The sequence below is a fragment of the bacterium genome, from assembly GCA_016124905.1.
Taxonomy (GTDB): domain Bacteria; phylum Pseudomonadota; class Alphaproteobacteria; order Rickettsiales; family RI-342; genus RI-342.
The window spans coordinates 1-23,034 of record WGMV01000038.1 but is presented as its reverse complement, the minus strand read 5'-3'; the positions used below and the strand labels follow the sequence as shown (position 1 = coordinate 23,034).

Sequence of the window (23,034 nt, the reverse complement as noted above, 5' to 3'; positions counted from 1 at the left end):
ACGTCAACCACATGCTTGTTAAATAAAATGGGGCGGCAAAAGCCGCCCCGAGGATCGTCCGGGTGGAGGGAGGGGGAGTCCGGGACGACCCTAAATCAATTCATGGATAATATTGGTCACCACGCCCCAGATTTTCATCTGCATATCCTGGGTCACTTTCAGGGGCTTGTATTTTTCATTTTCGGGGCAGAGCCATATTACCTCGTCCACATTGCTGGTGCGCATGCGCTTCACCGTCAGCTCGCCGCCATGCAGCGCCGCCACCACAATGTGATTGTTCATTGGCTTGATGCTGCTATCCACCAGCAGCAGGTTGCCGTCATGAATGCCCGCATCCACCATGCTGTCGCCCGTGGCCTTCACCACAAAGGTGGAGGAAGGGTTGCGCACCAGCCGGTCGTTCAAATCCAGCGTCTCTTCCACATATTCGTCCAGCGGCGCGGCGCCGAAACTGGCAGATACATTGCCGCTAAAAAACGGCAGACGGAGAGATTTTCTCCCCGCCACAATATCCATCACCTCCGCCTTGTGGCGGGTGGGAATGCGCACCACCGTGGTGGGTTCGCCCACGGGTCTGCCCCGGCCTCGTTTTGCTTGGTTGGTCATGCCAATCTCCTGTTGTGAATTATTGTTACAACAATTATCCGCCGCATGCAAGCGTCATTGTCCATTCCTTCTGAATTCAAGCTTTTCAAAGGGTTTTCAGCTGCTATGGTATGGCCCGACATGCAAAAAAGGGAGTGACCATGCAATCGATCCAGGACCGTTCCGCCCCATCCATCAGCGGTTTTATGATGCTGGGCATCGGCATCGCTCTGTTGTTCTTCACCGGCGTGGCCATGCCTATCCTATCTGCCATTGGCATGGTCGTCGGCTTTTTCATCCTCACGGGTTTTACGGTCATTCAGCCCAACACAGCAGCCGTCATCACCTTTTTCGGCGATTACAAGGGCACCCTCAAGGATAGTGGCTTCCGCTTCACCATCCCCTTCAGCAACAAGCGCAAGGTGCCGCTCAAGCTCATCAACTTCATCACCGACCGTTTGAAGGTGAACGACCTGAACGGCAACCCCATCGAGATCGGCGCGGTCGTCGTCTGGCGCGTGGCCGATGCCGCGCAGGCCGTCTTCAACGTGGATGACTACCGCGCGTTTGTCACCAACCAGAGCGACATCGCCATCCGCACCATCGCTGCGCATTATCCTTATGATTCCGATAAGGAAATGTCCCTCCGTGGCAATATCGACGAGATTGCAGGCAAGCTGAAAGAGGCCCTTCAGGCCAAGCTCGGCATGGCGGGCATCATCATTGAGGAAACCAAGCTCAGCCATCTGGCCTACGCGCCGGAAGTCGCCGCCGCCATGCTCAAGCGCCAGCAGGCCGTCGCCGTCTTCCAGGCCCGGCAATACATGGTGGAAAACACCCTCGCCATCATCGATGAGGTGATCGACCACTTCCAGACCAAATCCAACGTCAAAATCTCCGACGACAAAAAGGCCGACCTCATCAACAGCCTCCTTGTCACCATGACGTCCGACAAGGAATCCCACCCCGTTATCAATCTGGGCAAGTAGGTTTTTGCCATGCTGGATGAAATCCTCAACGACACCAGCAAATTGATATTCCTGTCGCTGGTATTCGTCATTTTCTGGGACGTGGCAATCAGCCTGTTTTTTTACCGAAAAGCCAAACAGTTTCTGGAAACAGCACAACGTACCAATGCAACCATCACCAGGCTGGAGCCGGACAGGGAAGGGATGATGAAACACCACCTCATCTTTAAGGATTCCCTTGGCAAGGAGATACAGACGGCAAGCACCATGCGCACCAGCCCCGGCAAATACCAGGAAGGCCAGCAGATTCAGATCATCTATAATCCTGACAAACCTCATCAGGTGAAACTGGAGAATTTCGTCCAGTTATGGATGTTGCCCGTTGCCCTGGCTTACGGTTCCGTAACCATGGCCATGGTGTTGGCGCTTCTGGTCTGGCAGGGCATTGCCACCTGGCCCTTCTAGATTTTTCAATCCCTTACAAAACCTGTCATGATTCTTTCACAACCATGCGTTATAAGGATTGCGCTATGGTTACAGGCGCATCCAAACGGCTGGCGGTACTGACCCTTCTGCTCCTCGCAGCGGGCTGCAAGCCCATTCCTTTTTACTGGACCGTCCCCGACGGCCCGCCCGAATATGTGCGCGGCTACAATGACGGCTGCGATTCGGGCATCGGCGCCGCAGGCGGCATCTGGTACAAATACTGGTACGGCTTCCGCCGCGACCCCGTGATGCTCGACAACCCCCTCTACAAACAAGGCTGGAACGAGGGCTTCTCCTATTGCCGCTCCAGCTTCTCCACCACGCAGACCTTCTTCTAGGTTTCCGGCATGAGCGCGGCCCTTATCGACCAACTGGCGGACGGGCTTGCATCAGGCCGGATAAACATACGGGAGGTCCTCGGCCAGCTTACCGAAAGCGCCCTGCACGGCATTATCTACACCAGCATCGACCCCAACGCGAAACAGGCTGCAACGACGCTTTTCACACATCGTCTTACCACCCCCGGCGCGGGTGCCGGCAGGCTGGTAAGCTCCATCGCCGAGGCGGAGAAATGCAAGGCCGGAAACATCCCCTACATTCTCTTTGTCGATGAAACCAGCCAGGAACATGTGCCGAGCATCAAGGCGGCGCAGGCGGTCATCACGCGCCGTGGCGGCATCAGCTCCCACGCGGCCATCCTTGCTCGCCAGTTCGACAAGCCCGCCATGATTGGCGTCGGCCAGCATTTCACTCTTAAGGAAGGCGATCTGGCCACCCTGGACGGCACGCATGGCACGCTCTATGCCGGTGAATTGCCCATCCTCCCGGGCGACATGATGAACCCTTCCGTTCACGCCATTCTGAAGGCGGCGGAGAAAGCCTACAAAACGCTTGATGTCTACGTGAATGCCGACAATCCGGAGGAAGCCCGCATCGCGCGCCAGCTGGGTGCGAAAGGCATTGGCGTCAACCGCACGGAACATATGTTCAACGGCAAGGAAACCCTGCCGCTCATGCGCCGCATCATCCTGGCGAAATCTGCCGAGGAACGAAAAGCCCCGCTAGAGGAGCTCAAGCGCTATCAGGCTCAGGAATTTTTCGGCATCATGAAGGAAATGGACGGCCTGCCGGTGGAAATCCGCCTGCTTGACCCGCCCTTACATGAGTTTTTGCCGAAAGGGGAGAATCTTTCCGCCGAATGGCGCGCCCGCATGGAAGAGCTGCACGAGACCAACCCCATGCTCGGCCTGCGCGGCATTCGCCTGGGCCACATGCTGCCGGATGTCTATCAGGCGCAGATCCAGGCGATTGCCGAAGCAACCAAGGCGCTGCAACTGGCGGGCCTGAACCCCATGCCCTGCGTCATGCTGCCGCTGGTGGCGCAGCAGGAAGAGGCCGACGCCCTGCAGGCCTATTGCCAAAGCCTTGGCCTCAAAAGCAGCGTGATGATGGAACTCCCCTCTGCCTGCCTGGATGCCCGCCGCCTCGCCAAAGGCGCAACCTATTTCAGCTACGGCACCAACGATTTGACCCAGACCATGCTCGGCCTCTCGCGGGATGACACGGCCAAACTGATCGAGCATTACGTCGACGCCGGTATTTTCAAGCAGGACCCGTTCCAGACCCTTCACCCGCTGGTCGCGGCCATGATCGGCCTGTCCACTCGCATCGGCAAAATCGCTAACCCCGACCTGAAAGCCCTGATATGCGGCGAGCAGGGGGGAGACCCGGCTTCCATCCATGTCGCGCAGAAGCTGGGGGTGGATGGCGTATCCGTTTCCTGGCCCCGCATCGTCGGCGCGCGGTTCGCCGCGGCGCAGGCGGCCGCGGGGGTCGAGCGCGAAGCCACCGCCGACCGGTCCATCCTGAGCCAGGTGAGCGAGACCCTCTCTGCCATGTCTCAGGCGCTGGCCGCCTAACCCATAAATTACATGGTTACTCGCGTATTTCTGCTGCTATAAACCCCCTTATGATGCCAGATTCCACCACCATCGCCGTCGACCGTGCCGTGCGCGAACTCCGCGCCGGGCTGCCCGTCTGGCTGGATGATGCGCTGGTGGCCGCGCATGATGGCGACCTGAAGGCCGATTATGCCCTTATCACGGCGGAACGGTTGCAGGCCCTCGGTTTCGCAGGCCAGCCTGCCAGCCGTGTAAGCACCAACGGCAATGCGGATTGGCTCGCCATGGCGGCGGATGCCTTCGCGCCTTCCGGTGCCGCGCTGCCGCTGGGCGGTTTTCATCCCGCCGATGCGCGCGATGTCGCCGCCCTGTCCCTGCTGAAGCACGCGGCCCTCATCCCCATTGCGCTGATCGCGATAAAGCCGGATGCCGTCGGTGGCTGGCTCTCCATCACCGCCACCGATATCAACGCCTACGACGCCAGCCTGGCCGACAGCCTCACCCAGGTGTCGGATGCCATCATCCCGCTGCACGATATCGGCCCTGTGCGCGTCATCGCCTTCCGCCCCCATGCCGGCGGGCTGGAGCATCTTGCCATCCTCACCGGTAAACTGGCTGTGGACGGCCCGCTCAACATTCCCGCCGCCGCCATCCCGGTGCGCCTTCATTCCTCCTGCCTCACGGGCGACATCCTCGGCAGCATGCGTTGCGACTGTGGCGAGCAGCTTCGCAAGGCACTGGCCGATTCCACCCAGCAGGGCGGCGGCGTGGTGCTCTACCTCAATCAGGAGGGCCGGGGCATCGGCATTGCCAACAAGCTCACCGCCTACCGCCTTCAGGATGAAGGATGCGATACCTACGAGGCCAACCTGCGCCTCGGTTATGGCGACGACGAACGCAGCTACCGCGTCGCCGCACAATTACTGAAGACGCTGGGCATCCAAAACATCCTGCTCATGACCAACAACCCCACCAAGCTGGGTGCCATGAAAACCCTGGGCATCCATGTGGAAGCCCGCCAGGCCCACGCAGTGGCCGCCAACGAGGTAAACAAGGGCTACCTCAAGGCCAAAAAAACCAAGGCCGGGCATCTGCTGTAATAAACCGAAACAATCAGCATCTTGCTTTCCCTGCGATGCTGCCCCATCATGCCGCTCGCTGGTGATGGGGGGCGTTGCCCCCAAACCTCCACCAAGGGTCTAGACCCTTGGATCCGGTATTTCTTTAAGGATACCCCGCTAAGGGGGTATCCTTAAAGAAAAAGGGTACAGGGGCCTAGGCCCTTGGCTGGGTGCGGGACAGCGTCCCGCGTCAACAATGAGGGGAATACCATGTGCGGAATCGTCGGAATCATCGGTTTGCCATCCGTGGCGCAGGGTTTGGTGGAAGGCCTGCGCAGGCTGGAATATCGCGGGTATGATTCCGCTGGCATCGCCGTGCTGGACAAGGGCGAGTTCCACCGCGTGCGTGCCGAGGGCAAACTCTCCCAGCTGGAAGCCGCGCTGAAAACTACCCCCGCCGACGGCAGCATCGGTATCGGCCACACCCGCTGGGCCACGCATGGCGTGCCCAACACGCTGAACGCCCACCCGCACATGACGGCGGAAGTCTGCGTGGTGCATAACGGCATCATCGAGAATTTCCTCGCCCTGCGTGAGGAGTTGAAAACCAAGGGCCACAGCTTCACGTCAGAGACCGATACCGAAGTCATCCCCATCCTGATGACCGATTACGTGCTGCAGGGACTTTCCCCGAAAGAGGCCTTTTTCGAGTCCCTCAAACGCCTGGAAGGCGCCTTCGCCATCGGCGTGCTCTTCACGCGTGATCCGGATACGATTTATTTCGCCCGCCGCGGCTCCCCACTCGCCGTCGGCCACGGCCCGGAAGGCGAGAAAAACGGCCCCATGTACATGGCATCCGATGCCATCGCGCTCGCCCCGCTCACCAGCCGCATCACCTACCTTCAGGAAGGCGACTGGGGCATGCTTCAGCGCGGCGGCGTAAAGCTGTTCGATCTACACGGCACCTCCGTGGAACGCCCCATGGTCCTCTCCCAGGCTTCCGGCGCCTCCATTGGCAAAGGTAATTTCCGCCATTACATGCTGAAGGAAATCTACGAGCAGCCCCAGGTGATCGGCGAGACGCTGAGCGCCTATTACGACCCCATCCACCAGAAGCTCAGCCTGCCCATCCTTCCCTTTGGCACCGAGAAGATCAGCAAGATCACCCTGGTCGCCTGCGGCACCTCCTACTACGCCGCCATGGTTGGCAAATACTGGCTGGAGCGCTACTGCAAAATCCCCGTGGAAGTCGATATCGCCTCCGAGTTCCGCTACCGCAACCCGGTGCTGCCGCCGGGCGGGGTCTTCGTCTGCATCTCCCAATCCGGCGAAACGGCGGACACACTGGCCGCCCTGCGCCACGCCAAATCCGCCGGTCAGCATACGCTGGCCATCGTTAACGTGCCGGAAAGCTCCATGGCGCGTGAGGCCGACGGCGTGCTGCGCACCTATGCCGGGCCGGAAATCGGCGTGGCCTCCACCAAGGCCTTCACCGCGCAATTGATGACGCTCGCCTGCGCCGTGCTTGCCCTCTCACGCCAGCATGGTGGCCTGAAAACGGACGAGCTCGCCCGCCTCACGCATGTGCTGTCCGAGCTCCCCGCCCGCGTGTCCGAAGTGCTGGAAACCAATGGCAGTATCGAGTCCATCGCCCACCATTTCGCCGAAGCAAGAGATGCGCTCTATATCGGCCGCGGCACCGCCTTTCCCATTGCGCTGGAAGGCGCATTGAAACTGAAAGAGATCTCCTATATCCATGCCGAGGCCTATGCCGCAGGCGAGCTCAAACACGGCCCCATCGCCCTCATCGACGAGCACATGCCCGTCATCGTCATCGCCCCGCCGGATGAACTCTTCGAGAAAACCGCCTCCAACCTGCAGGAAGTCGTCGCACGCGGCGGCAAGGTCATCCTGATTGCCGCTCAAAAAGGCATCCACCACCTGAAGGACTACATCACCCACGGCATCACCATCCCCGAAACGGACCCCCTGATCGCCCCCATCCTCTACGCCCTGCCGGTGCAGCTCCTGGCCTACCACGTGGCGGTGCTAAAAGGCACGGATGTCGACCAGCCCCGCAACCTGGCCAAATCGGTGACGGTGGAATAGCCACCCTTGTCATAAATCCATTACATGACTAGGTTATTTCGGCCTCAATACGATCAAAGGCGGACAATATGCAGACATTGGACGAATACAAGGCCGATTATGCCGATCTGGTGGCGAAATGGATGGAAGGCGACCTGGTCGCCCATTTTGCCGTATTAGCCATGAAAAGCGCGGTATGGCACGGCGAAGAGCCGTTCATGACCCATGAACCGGGCGTGCGCGAATGGTATGCCTATGCCATATCCAAGGCCTATCAACAGCATTATGGAGACGCGCTCGAAGGCTGGGTCCCCACCTGCGATGCGTATCCCACGCCGCCCACCCAGCCTGATTTCCTGATCATGAATGCCAGCGGCCAGCAGGCATACGCCACCTACAATCCCCAGCAGGAAGCCGCCTTCGTGGAGATCTTCGACATCATGATTTCTGCGCGCAGCAAAACCGAAGGCGCTACCACCGCCATCGTGCCCTATCAACCCGTATGAGCGATCGGCATATCTGGGATAGTTGCGACGGCTTGCCCTACCGGGAGCAGTTGGAATCCTTCTGGCGCTACGCACGTAGACATGAAGGCCCCCGGCCGTTGATCAACGACCAGTCCGTGGGCCTGAGCATGGATGAAGTGCTGTTCGAGCAATATTGGCAGGTGTTTGCGCTGAATCATTTTTACGCCCTGCTTGCCGATAAGGGCCGGGTGGATATGGACTCCTTGCCGAACTTCAATGTCAGCGTGAGCGATGTCTGGTTGATGCGCGTGTTCGATGGAGATGACCGTTCGCGATCGTCTGCCCCAAAGGAAGGCGCTTACCGGGATCACGACGTGCCGCTATGGGAAGCCATGATCGCCGCGGGCACGGATGACGAGAAGACGGAAGCCCTGATAAGGGGTAAGGATGACGGCGCCTTCGGCGCGATTTTCATGCATCCGAGCCTTCCTATCATGCAGCAACTCGATGGCATCATGGAAACGGTCGCGCAGGAATGGTGGATCACCGAGGGAGAACAGCTTGTCCGATAAAAACATCCACGAGCTTTGCGGTCAGTTTCAGGACTATGTCCGCCACCACCAGGCCATTGCGGAATATTGCGTTTCTTTCTAGCAGCACGATGGCGCGGTGATCGATGAAATCGGGATGCGCGACCTGTGCGCCCAGCTTGCGGTCATGGAATATTACGAACGCATTGGCGAATACACGGACGCGCCGTTGCCCGAGGTGGAATACATCACTGACGAAACCCCCGATGACATGCAGGATGAGGACGATCTGGTTGCCGAGTCCGCCGTGCCCATTCGCTATTTTGATGATTCCGTGCTGAACATCCCGGTGCGCGATGGCGGGGTAGACAGAAGCATCGCCTGGCAGGATCTGTTCCTGCTTCAATATGGGCCGGTGGCCATTCACCAGTTCCTGAAACACGCCCCCGATGCGCCGACGGACCTGGACCTTCACGACATGAATGACGACCACCTGCCGGATGTGATGGACATGCTCTCCGGTATATTTGATGAATGGGCACGCAACACCAGGTTGCAGGAAGTCATATAGAGCAATTGCGGTCTTGGAATCGAGACGGATATTGTGTATGGTCACGCCAGAAACATTCTGAATACAAAAACAGACAGGCAGGCCATGACCGTTACCATAGAGAGCACCGCGCCCTATTACGACCAATATCAGGAGTTTCTGGCATGTATTCGCCAGCACCCGTTATACCGGCGACATTTCGATTCCTTCTACAACCAGGGCATCGCCCGGGACGAGATCGGCCTCGGCAATGCCGTTGAGATGACGGCCATGCAGGTATTCTACCTGGCGATCGACAGCATGGGTCTGCTGCCGTCGGATTACCGGCCGCAGATCAGTTTCAACATCGCCCGTTTCGCGCACATCATGGGCTTTGCCATACCGGCGGAGCGCGAGGAAATGGCGCCTGCTTCCCGGCGCGACGGCAGGGATACCCAATACACCCCGCAGGACCTGCTGGCCCTTCAGCAATCCATCGCCGCGGAGCAATTGCCGCCGGAAGCCTCCGGTCATATCGCCATGGGCGACCCCGTGGTGGGCATGATCCATACACGTGGTGGCCGCGTGGTGGATGGTGACCCGAACCTGCCTCCGCCCCCCGTCACGCCGACCGCGCTGGGATACCTTGATCTGCAAGTGGCCCAGGATGAATGGGACAGGCTGGGCAACATGGTGCGCGCCATATGGAATGACTGGGCCCCGTCGAAAGGCTATGAACTGTTCTTCCAGATGCCGGAACTCGCCGCGCCGGAACAGGAATTCGGCGACGACGACCGCCCGCAGGTCAGCCCTTTCGATCTGCCAGAAGACTGGCCATTGGTGGATGCCTGCCGTGCATTCGTGCAGCATGTGGCGCATCATGAACGGGTGAGGACGTGGCACATCAAATCCAAGCCCGATCTGCTGCTGGACCAGATGGCGGTGGAAGAAGCCTTTGCGGCCTATGCGGTCTATGTCTTTTATAATTATTTATTGGAAGCCCATTACCTGGAGGAGAACCAGGCGCCGGACGTGAACATAGACATTGCTCCCGTCATCCCGGTAATGAACGCGCACAATGCCACCCTCGCGCAGGATGGTACATTGGCGGCCGACATCCCGCTGCCCGCGGCCTTGAACCTGGATCCGAACCGGCTGGGCGATTACATCGATATGATCTATCACCATAAGGATCAAGCGGTTGGCATGGGCCTCTTGCCGATGAACGAGTCTAACAGCGCGGCGGTTGATCATGCCGTGCAGCAATTGCTGATCGACTGGGTGCAGCAGGGTGAATTGGAAGCCGCCATCGCCACCAGCCGCTGATCCGCAAATCCGCATCGGCTTTTAAGAAGTTTTCAGCCATTTCTGCCATCATGGGCATGTAACATGATGCGAAATGAGTGATGACGATGAAAGACTGGCTGAAGCAGATCATTCCCCCTGTCGGCAACCGCGCGACCTTTGACGACGTCAATCCCGCCACGCTCGAGGTGATCGCCACCCTCCCCAAACACACCGCCAAGGATGCCGAGGCCGCCGTGGTGGCTGCCGAGCGCTGCTTCCACACCTGGTCGGAAACCACGGCCCAGCAACGCGCCGAGTTGCTCAACAAATGGGGCGACAAACTGGTGGAGCATAAGGAAAAACTCGCCGAAATCATGGTGCTGGAGCAAGGCAAACCGCTGGCCGAGGCCAGGGCGGAGGTCGATTATTCCCTCTCCTTCATCCGCTGGTTCGCCGCCGAAGGCGTGCGTGCCGAGGGCAGGGTGATCCCGTCACCCAAGCCAGAACTCCGCCTGATGACCCGCAAAATGCCGCTCGGCGTCGTGGCCGTCATCACGCCCTGGAATTTCCCCGCCGCCATGATCACCCGCAAAATGGCCCCCGCCCTGGCCGCGGGCTGCACCGTGGTGGCCAAACCGGCGGAGGACACCCCCCTTACCGCCCTCGCCCTCGTCCATCTGGCCAAGGAAGCGGGCATCCCTGCTGATGCTCTGCACATCCTCACCGGCGATGCCAAAGAGATTGGCCCCGTCCTCACCGGCCATCCGCACATCCGTGGCTTGAGCTTCACCGGCTCCACCCCAACCGGCAAGCGCCTGCTGGTGGAATGCGCCGCCACCGTCAAGAAATGCGGCATGGAACTGGGCGGCAACGCCCCCTTCATCATCTGCGAGGATGCCGACATCGACAAGGCCGTCTCAGGCCTTTTGGCCGCCCGCTTCCGCAATGCCGGGCAGGCCTGCAACGCCCCCAATCGTATCCTGGTGCATGAGAAACATATCAAGCGCGCCATGGAGATCCTGAAGGAGAAAGTGCCGGGCGTGAGAGCGGGCAACGGCATGGATGCCGCCAGCAACATCGGCCCGCTCATCAACAAACCGGCCAGGGACAAATACCTCGCCATGCTGGACGACGCCAAAGCCAAGGGCGCCAGCATCGTCGCCAGCGGCGGCTCTCCGGAAGGCACCGGCCATTTCGCCCCCGCCGTACTGCTCAGCCATGTCAGCACCGAAATGCGCGTGTGGAAGGAGGAGATTTTCGCTCCCATTCTCGGCCTCGTCCCCTTCGCCACGGACGAGCAGGCCATCGATCTGGCCAACGCCACGGAGGCGGGCCTGGCAGCCTACCTCTACACCCCCTCCATCCCCCGCGCCTGGAAATTCGCCGAACATCTGGAAACCGGCATGCTCGGCATCAACGCCTCCCTCATCTCCCAGGCCTGCGCCCCCTTCGGCGGCGTCAAATGCTCCGGCCTCGGCCGCGAAGGCAGCCACGAGGGGCTGGATGAGTTCATGGAAACCCAGTACCTCGCCTGGGGTGTCTAAGGAAGCTCGCAAGACATGCTGCTGTAATAATGGCACTTTATCTTACGGATAAATCCATGGAGCCAAGCATGCCGAGCAACACCATTCCTGATGCCATAATACCCTTTGATATTAATGACCCGGAACAAGTGGCAGTGCTCCAGCAACTCGTGATGGAAGAGCGGCTGGTTGCAAGAAAGCCGCTTACCAGCACCATTGGCGGTAAAGAATCGGGCGTTCAGTTCCAGAATATCTTTTTTACCGATGTGAACGGTAAGCTTTACCAATTGGTGCCTGAAGCCCAACTGGGCCAAGAGCTTGGTTTTCTGGAGGATAGGCAAGGCATTGCGCATGAGGACATGCCTATCATTGCCCTGACTCAGACCCAGGCCAGACGTCTGGCGGATCAAAACCTGAATCTCACCACACTCGATCGGGACAATGCAGGCGTATGCAGTGTGGGAATGGGCGATGCGGAACTCGATGATTCCATTTACATCATTGATGAAGATTCATTTCCAACACCAGAGGATACCTATGGCCGTCTCGGTCAGACCTTGCCCGATGCCGATGCCCAGGCTGAGGTGATTGAGCAGATGAGACTGCTTCAGGAATACGGCCTTGTCGGCGCGGTGAGTAAGGAAGGTATCCCTTTTTACCGCAAAGAGGAAAATGTCATCCTGCCGGATAATACGCCCCCTTCGGTGCGCCCTTGCGAAACGGGCACGCCTGGCGGTAATCTTTAATCAGGCCGCTCTCGTGTCAATCACACCCTGCGCACGCAGCGCATCTTCCACCTGATGCAGCAAATTGGCGGCCTTGGAGGCCATCATGTTCTTGGCAGCCTCGAAAGAGGCCGGGTCAAACCCTTTGCCCACGCCGCTCGCACCTTCGATCAGCCGCGTTCCGGCATTCAACAGCCCGCGAATGTCACGGTCGTAAAGCTGGTCGATATGCACTACAATATCGTTCCCGCGCGTGATGGCATCCGCATGCAGCAGCCCGTAGGCATCGCGAAGCGCCGAAAGCGAATCACGCAATTGCTCCAGCGTCACGGCGATGTCGGTGGCCTTGCAGCTCAAAATCAGCTCACCGCCGATGGTGCCGTCGAGGGGGGTTTTGCTTTCGGTATGAATGAGGGTGGCCATGCTGCGTCCATCTAAATAATATGGGTTTAATTTACCCTGAAATGGTTAACGCAGCCTTTCCGGTTAACGTATAGGCAAAGAAAAAGGCCGCCCCTTCCGGGTGCGGCCCCATCTTTTGCAGAAGCAAAGATTTAGCCTTCCAGCACCTTCAGGTTGGCGGCGGAGGTCTTGCCTTTGTGCGTGGTCAATTCATAGCCGACCTTCTGGCCTTCGCGCAGCCCGTTGATGCCGGCCTTTTCCAAAGCCGAAACATGCACAAACACGTCATTCCCGCCGTCTTCCGGCTGAATGAAACCATAGCCTTTGGTAAAATTGAACCATTTCACGATACCCGTGGACATGGTTTGGTCTCCTCGTACGTAATAAAGTTAACGCCTTTGGCCAGGGCTACGCTGCGCTATGCCGATATTCACATATCACACAGGCGCTTACTGCAACGTAGAGCAGGATTAATAAAAGGCCGCTATTAAAGCAAGCAAAATCAATGGGGTCTAATAATCGATCACGAGATTACAAGCCTTTAGCTCGGCTGTTACGGCTTCCATCATATTCACGGCATGCGTGCAAAGTTGCTGCCCGGCGTTCTTGAGAAGGTAGTTGTCATGGCCGCCCATCTCGTGCTGTCGTGCCAGGCTCTGGGAGCCCATCTGGATAAGCGAAATAATCTCTGGCGGAAAAGGTTTGCCTACCTGCATCACAATTTCATGATGCTCCGGGTCAACGGAAAGCCTGAACTCCGTATGATCCTGAAGGAGCCATGGGCAGCGTTTTTTTATGCCGATCAACAGCGCGTCGGCTTCATGTTTCAGCTCATGCGCGGTGAGTTGGGCGATAGCCCCATCGTAAAAGGGAGCCAGGCTTATCTGCCCTCGGATTTGGTCGCGAGGTGCTTGTTCAGCTTCGGCGGATTGAATCACTAACATGAGGGAAGGATGACAGGCTTCCATGACATGCCAATGACAGAAAGCTAATCCTCAATCAGTTCCTCGGGGTAAATCCCCCACAGCACATCCTTGCGCGCCCATCCCTTGATGTTGCTGATCTGGACGCTGCACCATTGCAGCTGGCACTCAATCACATCGCCGATCACCCCGCGCTCAGCCCGCACCAGGGGGGCTGCGCCGTCGCGCGGCTGGCGCAGCAGCACGGCCTGCTCGGCCTTCACCATCACGCGCCTCTTGCCGGAAAGCATGGACTGATGCACCCAGCCCGTTTCGCCGTCCACATCCTTCACCTTGCGCCATTGCTCGAATTCTTCCACCACTTCCATCGGCAACCCACCGGATTTATACACCCACTGCACCGGGTAGCGCGTGCCCGGGCCCGTGCGCACGTTCACTTCCTCGGATTTGAAGGAAACGAAACGCGGTATCGGCAGCCCGCTTTGCGCCATCGCCGCGCCGCTTCCTAAAACCACCAACATCAATGCAACTGTAAGGCGCATAACCACAACATCTAGTGTATGCCTATGCTAAACCGATGCGGCGCGCTTGGCAACCCCTTGCATGGCTTTCTGGCGATTGCATTGGGTGCAATACGGATCCTTGGCGATCCGACTGATGCGGCTTTCCCCGCTCAAGGCATCGTACCGCCACAACCTTCCCTGCATGCTTTGCCCGATGCCCAGCAGGTATTTCAGCGCTTCCATGCTTTGCATGGTCCCAAGCACCCCTGTCAACGGCCCCAGCACACCGGTATCCGCGCAGCGCATAACCTGTGCAGAATCAGGGGAGGGGCAATAACAGGCAAAACAGGGGCCATCTCCGCCTGAAAACAGCGCCATCTGCGCCTCATATCCCCCCACTGCGCCAAACAGCATGGGAATACCCGTCTCCACGCACACCCGCCCAAGCACGGCCCGCGTCGCCATGCAGTCCGTGGCATCCACCGCCAGCTGCGCATCCTTCAGCAATGCCGATGCATTGCCCGCATCCAGCGCCACCGCCTGCGCATCAATGGCCACATGGCGGTTCATCTCCAGCAATCGGTCCCGCGCCGCTTCCACCTTCAGCCGCCCGACATCCGCCTCTTCGTAAATCACCTGCCGCTGCAGATTATGGAGCGACACCCGGTCATCATCCATCAGCGTCAATCTGCCCACTCCGGCTGCTGCCAGATACATCGCCACCGGCGCGCCCAGCCCGCCCATGCCGATGATGGCCACATGCGATTGCTTCAGCTTCGCCTGCCCATCCTCGCCCACCTCGGGCAGGATAGTCTGGCGCACATAGCGCTCACGTTCATGCTTATCCAAGGTCATTGAACAAATCGGTGGAAAGATACCGCTCCGCAAACGACGCACAAATCACCACAATGGTCTTGCCCTTCATCTCCGGCCGCGCGGCCACCTCAAACGCCGCCGCCAGCGTCGCCCCGCTGGAGATGCCGACCGGCAGCCCTTCCAGCTTCGCTGCGTCCCGCGCCATCTGTAGCGCCGTCTGGTTGCCGATGGTGATGATCTCGTCGATCAGCCCGGTCTTTAAAATCTCCGGCACAAACCCTGCGCCGATCCCTTGGATCTTATGCGGCCCCGGCGCCCCGCCGGAAAGCACGGGGCTATCCTCCGGCTCCACCGCGATGATTTTCAACCCCGGCTTCCGCGGCTTCAGCACTTCCGCCACGCCCGTCAGCGTGCCACCGGTGCCCACGCCGGTGATGAACACATCCACCTTACCGTCCGTATCTCGCCAGATTTCCTCTGCCGTCGTCTCCCGGTGCACCAGTGGGTTATCCAGGTTCTGGAATTGCTGCAGCATCACCGCGTTCGGTGTGCTGGCCAGTAGTTCCTCCGCCCGCGCAATCGCGCCTTTCATGCCCTTAGCAGCAGGCGTTAATTCCAGTTCCGCGCCCAGCAGTTTCAGCATCTTGCGCCGCTCAATCGACATGCTTTCGGGCATCGCCAGAATCAACCGGTACCCCTTGCTCGCCGCCACAAACGCCAGCGCAATGCCCGTATTGCCGGATGTCGGCTCCACCAGCACCGTCTTGCCCGGCGTGATGCGCCCATCCTGCTCCGCCATCTCGATCATCGAATAGGCGATACGGTCCTTCACCGAGGAAAGCGGGTTGAAAAATTCCAGCTTCGCCAGCACCCGTGCCTGCGCACCTTCTTTTTTCGCCAGCCGTTTCACCTCCACCAGCGGCGTGTTGCCGATGGTTTCCAGCACCGAGCCATACACGCGCCCGCGTCCCCATCCGCCTTCCGGCGCCGGCAGGCGGATATGGTGCTCACCCTGTTTCTTCGTGGCATTCTGTGGCATGGAAACAATCCTTTAAATCGTGAAATCCTGCGTGGCCGGTTTGGCGGCCTTGCGGCGCGTCAGCATGTCCAGGTTCACCTCCTGCAGCTGCTTGCGGCGGCTTTCATGCACCTGCGCGAAAATCGGCGCCAGCGTCGCCTTGCCCGTATCGGAAATAAAAGACGGCTGCTCCTGGTCCGCCTCCAGCGCGGCAAGGATATCATACAGCGACACCCGCCGCCGCTCCCGCGCCAGCACATAGCCGCCGCCCGGCCCGCGCTGGCTCACGAGGATGTTGGCGCGCACCAGCTTCTGCATCATCGGTTCCAGGAACCGCTCCGGGCAATCGAGCAAACTGCTCAATTCACGGCTGTTGAGCGGCGAGCCCAGATGGTCCGCCACCACCACCACCGCTTCCACCGCGCGCGCGGTTTTTCCCGTCAGTTGAAGCACGTTATTTTCCTTCTTTGACCGCGGTTCCAGTCGAGCCGAACCCACCCTCGCCACGCTCCGTGGAAGAGAGGAAGCTCGTCAGCTGCCAGCGCACATGGGACACCGGCGCAATCACCATCTGCGCAATGCGCATGCCGCGCGTCACCGTAAAGGCTTCCTTGCCGTGATTGATGAGAATCACCTTTACCTCGCCGCGATAATCCGCATCCACCGTGCCCGGGCTGTTCAGCACCGTCACGCCGTTCTTCGCCGCCAGCCCGCTGCGCGGCCGCACCTGCGCCTCAAACCCTTCCGGCAAGGCAAAGCAAAGCCCCGTCTCAATCATCGCAAATGTGCCCGGCTCTATCACGACAGGAGATTGCACCGCCGCCAGCAGGTCCGCGCCCGCGCTTTGTGCCGTGGCATAGCCGGGCAGGGGCAAATCATGCGCATGCGGCAGCTTCATCACCGGCACGCCGATATGCTCGGCTTCGTACTGCATATTGGAAACATTCTGCACGGTCTGGTTCTGGCTCATCATGCGGCTTTCTTTTTGGTGGGTTAGGATTGAGAGTGAAGCGTAGCGACTGAGCGCGACCGCGCTCCGCGCCTTATTGGCGCGTGAAGCGAGCGGAGCGAGCCACTATGGTTGTCACGTCGTGCAATGAAAAACTCAGCAATCCGCTCGGCCAGCATCCCCGCCGCAGCAATCTTGCTCATGGAAGCAAAGCTCTCCACATCATCCCCGCGCAGCAGGTGCAGCTGCGTATCTTCCGCGCCAAACAATGCGCCGTTGGTCACGTCATTTGCCACCATCCAGTCGCAGCCCTTGCGCGCGCGTTTCGCTTTCGCTTCCTGCAACAGCTTGGCGGCATTGGCTTCCGTCTCCGCCGCAAAGCCGACGCACAAGACCGGGCGCAGTTTTCCCGCCTTGCTGATGGTCGCCAGAATATCCGGGTTCTCTTTCAGCACCAATGCAGGCGGCTTGCCGCTCTGCTTTTTCAACTTGGTCGCGGAACCCTCCACATACCAATCCGCCACCGCTGCGGTGGCCACAAACAGGCTCACCGGCGCATCCCGCTCCAGTACCTGCTGGCAGGTAATCAGCATCTCCCGCGCGGTGGAAACCACCATTGCATGCACGCCCGGCGGCACCGGCGCCTCGCGGCTGGAGGTCACCAGCGTCACCTTCGCCCCGCGCTGCGCCAGCGCCGCCGCAATCGCATGCCCCTGCTTGCCGGATGACCGGTTGGAAATAAATCGCACCGGGTCAATCGGCTCCGCCGTCGCGCCCGCCGTCACCAGCGCATGCACGCCCGCCAGCGGTTGCGCAGGCTTGCCTTCCTTATGCCCCGCCAGATGCCCCGCCAGATGGGTGGCAATCGCATCCGCCAGCGCGGCTGCTTCCAGCAAACGCCCGGTGCCCGTTTCGCCGCAGGCCATCTCGCCATCCGCCGGGCCGAGGAACACCACGCCGTCTTCCTTCAGCTGCGCCACATTGCGCTGCGTGGCCGCATGCCCCCACATGGCCGGGTTCATCGCGGGCGCCACCAGCACCGGCCGCGTGCTGGCCAGAATCACCGCGCTCGCCAGATCATCCGCGCGTCCACCCGCCATCTTGGCGATGAAATCCGCACTCGCTGGCACCACCGCAATCGCATCATGCTCCCGGGCCAGGCGAATATGTCCCATCTCCGTCTCATCCTTCAGCGAGAACAGCTCTTCATACACCGGCTTCTCGCACAAGGCCGCCAGCGAAAGCGGCGTCACAAACTGCTTCGCCCCTTCGGTCATCACCGGCGTCACCGCAATGCCGCGCTCGCGCAGCAGCCGCACCAGTTCCAGGCTTTTATAGGCGGCAATGCTGCCCGTAACGATCAGGAGAAGGGAATAAGGCATAAGAAACCGGCTGGTTATGTGAAAAACACAGATTCACAAAGCGTTATGTATATTAACTTCTTAACGCCAATCCGCAAGGCTTAATAGAACCCTTCTCCAACCTTGTCACGTCATCCCCGGGGCCACGCAGCGGCAACCGGGGATCCATGGTCGCACAACCGCCGCCCCATGCATCAATGAAGAACAAACAACACCATACAAAGCACCGCTAGCGCCCCAATCACCAGCGAAGGCCCATGCAGCGCCGGCATCACCGCCAGCGTCGGCAGCGGCACGTCGGGCTTGTTCGCCTCCCGCGCCAGGATCACCTCCATCTGGTCCAGCCACATGGGCAGCCGCTCAAGCCGCTGGCGCAGCTCATGCCATTGCTGCCGCGCCCGCCCGCGCAGGCTCAGGTTCTTCTCCATCCATTCGCGGATGGGTGGCTCGGAAAGGTGCCACATGTTCGTCTCCGGGTAAATCCGCCGCGCCATGCCTTCAATCAGCATCATCGACTTTTGCAGAAACAGCAATTGCGGCTGCGTCTCCATCTGGAACGTATCGGTAATCGCAAACAGCTGTGTCAGCAATTTGCCGATGGAAATCTCCGCCAGCGGCAAATCCATGATCGGCTCCGCGATCGACCGGCAGGCCTGCGCAAACGCCCCCACATCCGCGTCCCGCGGAATATACCCTGCTGCCCGGTGCATCTCCGCCACCGCCATGTAATCCCGCTGCAAAAACCCGGCAATCAGCTCCGCCAGGTACATCCGGCTCTGCATATCCAGCCTGCCCATGATGCCGAAATCCACCAGCACTAATGTGCCGTCTTTTTGAAGGAACACATTCCCCGGGTGCAAATCCGCATGGAAAAACCCATCCCGAAACACCATGTGGAAAAACCCGTTCATCAGGTTCCGCACAATCACCGGCGCCTGCTGCGGCGGCACATCTGCCGCCGTGATAGCCGAAAGCGGCGTCCCTTCCATCCACTCCATCGTCAGCACCGTGGCACCCGTTCGCCCCCAGTCGATGCCCGGCACGCGAATGCCCTCATCCTGCCGCATATTCTCCGCCACCTCGCTGGCGGCGGCGGCCTCCATGCGCAAATCCAGCTCCAGCTTCACGCTCTGCTCCAGCGTGTCAACCACGCGCGGCAGCCGCAAACGCCGCACCGCTGGAAACTTCAAGCTCAGCAATGCCGCCAGCCAGCGGAAAAAGGCGATATCATCCGCAAACCGCTGCGCAATTCCCGGCCGCGCCACCTTCACCGCCACCTTGCGCCCGTTCTCTACCGTCGCCTTATGCACCTGCGCAATGGAAGCCGCCGCCACCGGCATAGGGTCGAATTCCCGAAACAACTGCTCGATGGATTGCCCGAATTCCTGCTCCATAATCCCCTTCACCTGCGTAAAAGGGAAGGGCGGCAGCTTATCCTGCAACGTGGCCAGGTCCCGCGCGTAGGTCTCCCCCACCAGGTCGTAGCGTGTGGCCAGTGTCTGCCCCAGCTTGATGAAGGCCGGCCCGAGTTTCTGCAAGGCCAGCGCCAGCCGCTGCCCCGGCGGCAGATGCCGCTCCCGCCGTGCAATCAGCAGCGACGGCCAATACCACACACCCGTAATCCCCGCCGCCCGCGCATCGTCCAGCACGCCGTAACGCGCCATCACCCGCCCAATGCGCATCAGCTTCAGAGCATGACGAAAGGGTGAGGGGCGCAGACCAACACTCATATCACAGCCTGTACCCGCTATGGATGGCCACCACGCCAAAACTCAACCGCCGCACACCAACCTGCGCAAACCCGGCCTTCTCCAGCATCGCCGCAAATGCCGCATTGGGCGGAAAACTGCGGATGCTCTCCACCAGATAGCGATAGGCCGGTTCATCCTTGGCAATAATCCTGCCCATATTCGGGATGATATGGTCGCCATAGATCTTGTAAATGCCGTCGATCGCCGCATCCACGTCGGGGGCGAATTCCATGATCGTCACCCGCCCGCCCGGCTTCAGCACGCGGTGCATTTCGCCCAGCGCCTGCTGGATGCGCGCCACGTTGCGAATGCCAAACGCAATCGTCACATGGTCATAGCAATAATCTTCAAACGGCAGTTCTTCCGCACTGGCGCACACAAAATCCGCGCTCACTCCAGGCAATCCCAGCATTCCGTCATCCATCCACCGCTGCTCGCCTTCCGCCAGCATGGCCGGGTTGATGTCAGATAAGTTAATAAAGGAATCCACCGAGGAACTGCTCACCTTCTGCGCGATCCGCTTGGCGATATCCCCCGTCCCGCAGGCCAGATCCAGGAAGGACTGCCCCGCCCGCGGCCGCATAGAGGCCACCATCGTGTTCTTCCACAGCCGGTGCGTGCCCACGCTCATCACATCATTCATGATGTCATAACGGCTGGCCACGCGGGCGAACAGGTCCGTCACGCGGCGCGTTTTTTCCTCCGGCGCCACCCGCTCGGCCCCGTAAGCCACTTCTTCCTGCGATGCATGCTTGGCCATGGCCGTCTCCATCTTCCTGCTACTCGCTACCTCGCAATTATGCGATTGCCAAGCTATATATCCTATACCATTCTTTCCCGGAGCGCCCCCTTGCCTGAATTGCCCGAAGTCGAAACCGTCGCCCGCGGCCTTGCCACCCAATTGGTCGGCCGTCGCATCCAATCGGCTCTCCTGCGCCGCGACGGCCTTCGCTATCCGTTCCCCACAGGCTTTGCCGAAGGGCTCGTCAGCCGTGAAGTGAAGCGCATCACCCGCCGTGCCAAATATATTTTAGTGGCGCTGGAAGGCGAAAAAACCTGGATCACCCATTTAGGGATGAGTGGCAAGCTCCTTTACTATCAGGGTAAAATTGAATCTGTGGATAAGCATGAGCATGTGCGCCTCACGCTCGATAACGGCGCCATACTGGCCTATATCGACCCCCGCCGCTTCGGCGCCATGGACCTCGCCAACACGGCGGATCTTCAGGCTCACCGCTGGTTATCCCGCCTCGGCCCTGAACCGCTGGAGGTAGGTGCTGATGCCGTCTGGCCTGGCATTTCCGCCAGTTCCACCCCCATCAAGCAGCGCATCATGGATGCCGAAGTGGTAGTTGGCGTCGGCAATATCTACGCCTCCGAGGCCCTTTTTCGCGCGGGCATTCATCCGCTTAGCCCATCCTCATCCCTGACGGAAAAACAATGGTCCATCCTTTTTTCCGCCATTCAGGATGTGCTGAAAGAGGCCATTATCTCAGGCGGCTCCACGCTTCGCGACTATGTCCGTTCCAGTGGCGATGTCGGTTATTTCCAGCACCGCTTCCGCGTCTACGGCAGGGATTCCAAGGCCTGCGGCCAATGTTCCACCCCCATTGCCAAGCTTACCCAGGCCGGCCGCAGCAGCTTTTACTGCCCCTCCTGCCAGCCAAAAATATCATAATGAAACAGTTGTTTAGCCTTAGTAGCCACAAGCGGTGGTAGCTCTGACTTCTAAAACCACAATGGATTGTGTCAATCAAGCCTTTGTGGATACTCGTATAACGCCATGAAAAATAGCCATAAATTTTTTTTCATCGGAATCGGATTTCCCCTCTGGACCTCAGCAAATTTTTTGCTACCATCACATTATTCCCGCACGGCAAACGCGCAGAAATGCTGGGTTTCCAGCATGTCGCGCTAGATTTGTCTCTGCGGACAGGGGGTTGCCGAAAACGTGATGCTTCAGGTCTTGACTTTTGAGACATCTCGCCTATAAAGGCTTCCCCTTTTCCGAGGGGCCCTTTTCTAAAAAGGCCCTTTTCTAAAAAGGGTTTTCTAAATACCCGGTTTTCAGCATGGCCTCCTGGTGGCCGCCATGCCGAAAGCTGGGTAACAGCAACGGACTAAACATTGTTTTTAAGGACTGGTATTCATGGCTCATCATCGTTCGGCCAAAAAACGCATCCGTCAGACGGAAACCCGTACTGAGGTTAACATCGCCCGCCGCAGCCGCATTCGCAGCTTCATGCGCGCGGTGGAAGAGGCCATTGCCAGCGGCAATGCCAATGCAGCCAAGGATGCGCTGAAAACGCTCCAGCCGGAGATTGATCGTGGCGTGACCAAAGGCGTGATCCATGCCAACACCGCCGCCCGCAAGCTGAGCCGTCTCACGGCCCGCGCGCGCAAACTGGCCGCCTAGCTCTCAGGCGACTACCCCGACTGTTTTTTAACCGGTTCGCCCCGTACGTAGCTGGGTGGAGATGGAGTTTTTGTGTCGATTCATGCCGTCAAAGCATCGCCGTCATTTGCTCCCGCCCAAAAAAACAGCCAGGCTGGCAACGGCCAGGCCATGCTGGATGAACTAAGCGCCAAGGCTTTCTCCCGCATCGAACCCAACGCCGGTTATGCCGGTGATCTCACCGTTCAGGAAGCCTGGGAGTTGCTGGAAAAGCACCCAGCCGCCATGCTGGTGGATGTGCGTACCCAGCCGGAATGGATCTTCGCCGGTTTTCCGGATCTCGCCTCTCTCAGCAAAGACGTGGCCATGCTGCCCTGGCGCATGTTTCCCGCCATGCAGCAGAATGCCGATTTCGTGACGGAGCTCACCTCCTTGGTAGCCGACCGTCAGACCCCGCTTTTATTCCTGTGCCGCACCGGCGGCCGCTCTCGTGAAGCGGCCATTGCCATGGCGTCGCAGGGCTATGCACATTGCTTCAACCTGCAGGATGGCTTCGACGGCCCGCTGAACCCCGAGGGGCGGCGCGGCACCACATCCGGCTGGCGTGCGGCAAACCTGCCCTGGCGTCAGCAATAGGGCAGCCGTGAGCGCGGCGCGTACGCCGCTGCCTCATTGCGTCGCAAGACGCAGGAGGCAAGAACATGGTGGCAGCCGTGAGCGCGGCGCGTACGCCGCTGCCTCATTGCGTCGCAAGACGCAGGAGGCA

At 59.5% G+C, this 23,034-nt stretch carries 27 protein-coding genes; 15 read left to right on the top strand and 12 right to left on the bottom strand.

Annotated elements, in window-relative coordinates:
- Nucleotides 1–90: 90 nt before the first annotated feature.
- A complete protein-coding gene (gene umuD / locus GC177_09665) occupies nt 91–606 on the bottom strand; it encodes a translesion error-prone DNA polymerase V autoproteolytic subunit (GenBank protein ID MBI1276222.1) in 516 nt (171 codons plus the stop codon).
- 110 nt (nt 607–716) lie between these two features.
- Between umuD and GC177_09660 the strand changes: the two genes are divergently transcribed.
- The 12 genes from GC177_09660 to GC177_09605 all read left to right on the top strand — a co-directional run bounded on the left by GC177_09660 (nt 717) and on the right by GC177_09605 (nt 12,171).
- Entirely contained in the window at nt 717–1,574 is an 858-nt protein-coding gene (locus tag GC177_09660; GenBank protein MBI1276221.1) for an SPFH domain-containing protein, read from the top strand.
- A 9-nt stretch (nt 1,575–1,583) separates the two neighbouring features.
- Entirely contained in the window at nt 1,584–2,018 is a 435-nt protein-coding gene (locus GC177_09655; GenBank protein ID MBI1276220.1) for a DUF3592 domain-containing protein, read from the top strand.
- 65 nt (nt 2,019–2,083) lie between these two features.
- The gene (locus tag GC177_09650) at nt 2,084–2,377 is read left to right on the top strand and encodes a hypothetical protein (protein MBI1276219.1); all 294 of its coding nucleotides are present in this window, start codon (nt 2,084–2,086) and stop codon (nt 2,375–2,377) included.
- Between the two features lie 9 nt (nt 2,378–2,386).
- Nucleotides 2,387–3,958, top strand: a complete 1,572-nt coding sequence (locus GC177_09645) for a hypothetical protein (protein MBI1276218.1) — start codon at nt 2,387–2,389, stop codon at nt 3,956–3,958.
- Complete coding sequence (gene ribA / locus GC177_09640; protein ID MBI1276217.1) at nt 3,745–5,040, top strand: GTP cyclohydrolase II RibA; 1,296 nt, start codon at nt 3,745–3,747, stop codon at nt 5,038–5,040. The genes GC177_09645 and ribA overlap by 214 nt, the downstream gene beginning before the upstream one ends.
- Nucleotides 5,041–5,271: 231 nt before the next feature.
- Nucleotides 5,272–7,110: a glutamine--fructose-6-phosphate transaminase (isomerizing) gene (gene glmS, locus GC177_09635; protein ID MBI1276216.1), complete on the top strand. Its 1,839-nt coding sequence runs from the start codon at nt 5,272–5,274 to the stop codon at nt 7,108–7,110.
- A 68-nt stretch (nt 7,111–7,178) separates the two neighbouring features.
- A complete protein-coding gene (locus GC177_09630; GenBank protein ID MBI1276215.1) occupies nt 7,179–7,595 on the top strand; it encodes a hypothetical protein in 417 nt (138 codons plus the stop codon).
- Nucleotides 7,592–8,128, top strand: a complete 537-nt coding sequence (locus GC177_09625) for a hypothetical protein (protein MBI1276214.1) — start codon at nt 7,592–7,594, stop codon at nt 8,126–8,128. Before GC177_09630 ends, GC177_09625 begins: the two co-directional genes overlap by 4 nt.
- Before the next feature lie 97 nt (nt 8,129–8,225).
- Entirely contained in the window at nt 8,226–8,657 is a 432-nt protein-coding gene (locus GC177_09620) for a hypothetical protein (GenBank protein ID MBI1276213.1), read from the top strand.
- An 84-nt stretch (nt 8,658–8,741) separates the two neighbouring features.
- Nucleotides 8,742–9,941 carry a hypothetical protein gene (locus GC177_09615; protein ID MBI1276212.1) on the top strand — a complete coding sequence of 400 codons (1,200 nt, stop codon included), beginning with the start codon at nt 8,742–8,744 and terminating at the stop codon, nt 9,939–9,941.
- 77 nt (nt 9,942–10,018) lie between these two features.
- A complete protein-coding gene (locus GC177_09610) occupies nt 10,019–11,446 on the top strand; it encodes an aldehyde dehydrogenase family protein (GenBank protein ID MBI1276211.1) in 1,428 nt (475 codons plus the stop codon).
- A gap of 68 nt (nt 11,447–11,514) precedes the next feature.
- Complete coding sequence (locus GC177_09605) at nt 11,515–12,171, top strand: hypothetical protein (protein ID MBI1276210.1); 657 nt, start codon at nt 11,515–11,517, stop codon at nt 12,169–12,171.
- Here the strand turns inward: GC177_09605 and GC177_09600 are convergent, their stop codons facing one another.
- The 11 genes from GC177_09600 to ubiE all read right to left on the bottom strand — a co-directional run bounded on the left by GC177_09600 (nt 12,172) and on the right by ubiE (nt 20,633).
- Nucleotides 12,172–12,573: a hypothetical protein gene (locus GC177_09600; GenBank protein MBI1276209.1), complete on the bottom strand. Its 402-nt coding sequence runs from the start codon at nt 12,571–12,573 to the stop codon at nt 12,172–12,174.
- A gap of 131 nt (nt 12,574–12,704) precedes the next feature.
- Nucleotides 12,705–12,914 carry a cold-shock protein gene (locus tag GC177_09595; GenBank protein MBI1276208.1) on the bottom strand — a complete coding sequence of 70 codons (210 nt, stop codon included), beginning with the start codon at nt 12,912–12,914 and terminating at the stop codon, nt 12,705–12,707.
- A 150-nt stretch (nt 12,915–13,064) separates the two neighbouring features.
- The gene (locus GC177_09590) at nt 13,065–13,496 is read right to left on the bottom strand and encodes a hypothetical protein (GenBank protein MBI1276207.1); all 432 of its coding nucleotides are present in this window, start codon (nt 13,494–13,496) and stop codon (nt 13,065–13,067) included.
- Between the two features lie 44 nt (nt 13,497–13,540).
- The gene (locus GC177_09585) at nt 13,541–13,996 is read right to left on the bottom strand and encodes an SH3 domain-containing protein (GenBank protein ID MBI1276206.1); all 456 of its coding nucleotides are present in this window, start codon (nt 13,994–13,996) and stop codon (nt 13,541–13,543) included.
- A gap of 48 nt (nt 13,997–14,044) precedes the next feature.
- Entirely contained in the window at nt 14,045–14,833 is a 789-nt protein-coding gene (locus tag GC177_09580) for a hypothetical protein (protein ID MBI1276205.1), read from the bottom strand.
- On the bottom strand, nt 14,820–15,833 hold the full coding sequence (cysK, locus tag GC177_09575; protein MBI1276204.1) for a cysteine synthase A: 1,014 nt from the start codon (nt 15,831–15,833) through the stop codon (nt 14,820–14,822). Before cysK ends, GC177_09580 begins: the two co-directional genes overlap by 14 nt.
- Before the next feature lie 12 nt (nt 15,834–15,845).
- Nucleotides 15,846–16,319 carry an Rrf2 family transcriptional regulator gene (locus GC177_09570; GenBank protein ID MBI1276203.1) on the bottom strand — a complete coding sequence of 158 codons (474 nt, stop codon included), beginning with the start codon at nt 16,317–16,319 and terminating at the stop codon, nt 15,846–15,848.
- Complete coding sequence (locus GC177_09565) at nt 16,267–16,746, bottom strand: dUTP diphosphatase (GenBank protein MBI1276202.1); 480 nt, start codon at nt 16,744–16,746, stop codon at nt 16,267–16,269. Before GC177_09565 ends, GC177_09570 begins: the two co-directional genes overlap by 53 nt.
- Nucleotides 16,747–16,805: 59 nt before the next feature.
- Nucleotides 16,806–18,143: a bifunctional phosphopantothenoylcysteine decarboxylase/phosphopantothenate--cysteine ligase CoaBC gene (gene coaBC, locus GC177_09560; GenBank protein ID MBI1276201.1), complete on the bottom strand. Its 1,338-nt coding sequence runs from the start codon at nt 18,141–18,143 to the stop codon at nt 16,806–16,808.
- Nucleotides 18,144–18,316: 173 nt separating this feature from the next.
- The gene (ubiB, locus tag GC177_09555; GenBank protein ID MBI1276200.1) at nt 18,317–19,852 is read right to left on the bottom strand and encodes a 2-polyprenylphenol 6-hydroxylase; all 1,536 of its coding nucleotides are present in this window, start codon (nt 19,850–19,852) and stop codon (nt 18,317–18,319) included.
- Between the two features lies 1 nt (nt 19,853).
- Entirely contained in the window at nt 19,854–20,633 is a 780-nt protein-coding gene (gene ubiE / locus GC177_09550; GenBank protein MBI1276199.1) for a bifunctional demethylmenaquinone methyltransferase/2-methoxy-6-polyprenyl-1,4-benzoquinol methylase UbiE, read from the bottom strand.
- Between ubiE and mutM the strand changes: the two genes are divergently transcribed.
- The 3 genes from mutM to GC177_09535 all read left to right on the top strand — a co-directional run bounded on the left by mutM (nt 20,622) and on the right by GC177_09535 (nt 22,904).
- Nucleotides 20,622–21,551: a bifunctional DNA-formamidopyrimidine glycosylase/DNA-(apurinic or apyrimidinic site) lyase gene (mutM, locus tag GC177_09545; GenBank protein ID MBI1276198.1), complete on the top strand. Its 930-nt coding sequence runs from the start codon at nt 20,622–20,624 to the stop codon at nt 21,549–21,551. The two genes, ubiE and mutM, sit on opposite strands and share 12 nt — an antisense overlap.
- Nucleotides 21,552–22,022: 471 nt before the next feature.
- On the top strand, nt 22,023–22,289 hold the full coding sequence (locus GC177_09540) for a 30S ribosomal protein S20 (GenBank protein MBI1276197.1): 267 nt from the start codon (nt 22,023–22,025) through the stop codon (nt 22,287–22,289).
- A gap of 150 nt (nt 22,290–22,439) precedes the next feature.
- Complete coding sequence (locus tag GC177_09535; protein ID MBI1276196.1) at nt 22,440–22,904, top strand: rhodanese-like domain-containing protein; 465 nt, start codon at nt 22,440–22,442, stop codon at nt 22,902–22,904.
- Nucleotides 22,905–23,034 lie beyond the last annotated feature (130 nt).

Coding starts and splice junctions, on each gene's coding strand:
- umuD (MBI1276222.1), bottom strand. CDS start 606: ATGACCAACCAAGCAAAACGAGGCCGGGGCAGACCCGTGGGCGAACCC.
- GC177_09660 (MBI1276221.1), top strand. CDS start 717: ATGGCCCGACATGCAAAAAAGGGAGTGACCATGCAATCGATCCAGGAC.
- GC177_09655 (MBI1276220.1), top strand. CDS start 1,584: ATGCTGGATGAAATCCTCAACGACACCAGCAAATTGATATTCCTGTCG.
- GC177_09650 (MBI1276219.1), top strand. CDS start 2,084: ATGGTTACAGGCGCATCCAAACGGCTGGCGGTACTGACCCTTCTGCTC.
- GC177_09645 (MBI1276218.1), top strand. CDS start 2,387: ATGAGCGCGGCCCTTATCGACCAACTGGCGGACGGGCTTGCATCAGGC.
- ribA (MBI1276217.1), top strand. CDS start 3,745: ATGCGGCGAGCAGGGGGGAGACCCGGCTTCCATCCATGTCGCGCAGAA.
- glmS (MBI1276216.1), top strand. CDS start 5,272: ATGTGCGGAATCGTCGGAATCATCGGTTTGCCATCCGTGGCGCAGGGT.
- GC177_09630 (MBI1276215.1), top strand. CDS start 7,179: ATGCAGACATTGGACGAATACAAGGCCGATTATGCCGATCTGGTGGCG.
- GC177_09625 (MBI1276214.1), top strand. CDS start 7,592: ATGAGCGATCGGCATATCTGGGATAGTTGCGACGGCTTGCCCTACCGG.
- GC177_09615 (MBI1276212.1), top strand. CDS start 8,742: ATGACCGTTACCATAGAGAGCACCGCGCCCTATTACGACCAATATCAG.
- GC177_09605 (MBI1276210.1), top strand. CDS start 11,515: ATGCCGAGCAACACCATTCCTGATGCCATAATACCCTTTGATATTAAT.
- GC177_09600 (MBI1276209.1), bottom strand. CDS start 12,573: ATGGCCACCCTCATTCATACCGAAAGCAAAACCCCCCTCGACGGCACC.
- GC177_09595 (MBI1276208.1), bottom strand. CDS start 12,914: ATGTCCACGGGTATCGTGAAATGGTTCAATTTTACCAAAGGCTATGGT.
- GC177_09590 (MBI1276207.1), bottom strand. CDS start 13,496: ATGTTAGTGATTCAATCCGCCGAAGCTGAACAAGCACCTCGCGACCAA.
- GC177_09585 (MBI1276206.1), bottom strand. CDS start 13,996: ATGTTGGTGGTTTTAGGAAGCGGCGCGGCGATGGCGCAAAGCGGGCTG.
- GC177_09580 (MBI1276205.1), bottom strand. CDS start 14,833: ATGACCTTGGATAAGCATGAACGTGAGCGCTATGTGCGCCAGACTATC.
- cysK (MBI1276204.1), bottom strand. CDS start 15,833: ATGCCACAGAATGCCACGAAGAAACAGGGTGAGCACCATATCCGCCTG.
- GC177_09565 (MBI1276202.1), bottom strand. CDS start 16,746: ATGCAGTACGAAGCCGAGCATATCGGCGTGCCGGTGATGAAGCTGCCG.
- coaBC (MBI1276201.1), bottom strand. CDS start 18,143: ATGCCTTATTCCCTTCTCCTGATCGTTACGGGCAGCATTGCCGCCTAT.
- ubiB (MBI1276200.1), bottom strand. CDS start 19,852: ATGAGTGTTGGTCTGCGCCCCTCACCCTTTCGTCATGCTCTGAAGCTG.
- mutM (MBI1276198.1), top strand. CDS start 20,622: ATGCTTGGCCATGGCCGTCTCCATCTTCCTGCTACTCGCTACCTCGCA.
- ubiE (MBI1276199.1), bottom strand. CDS start 20,633: ATGGCCAAGCATGCATCGCAGGAAGAAGTGGCTTACGGGGCCGAGCGG.
- GC177_09540 (MBI1276197.1), top strand. CDS start 22,023: ATGGCTCATCATCGTTCGGCCAAAAAACGCATCCGTCAGACGGAAACC.
- GC177_09535 (MBI1276196.1), top strand. CDS start 22,440: ATGCTGGATGAACTAAGCGCCAAGGCTTTCTCCCGCATCGAACCCAAC.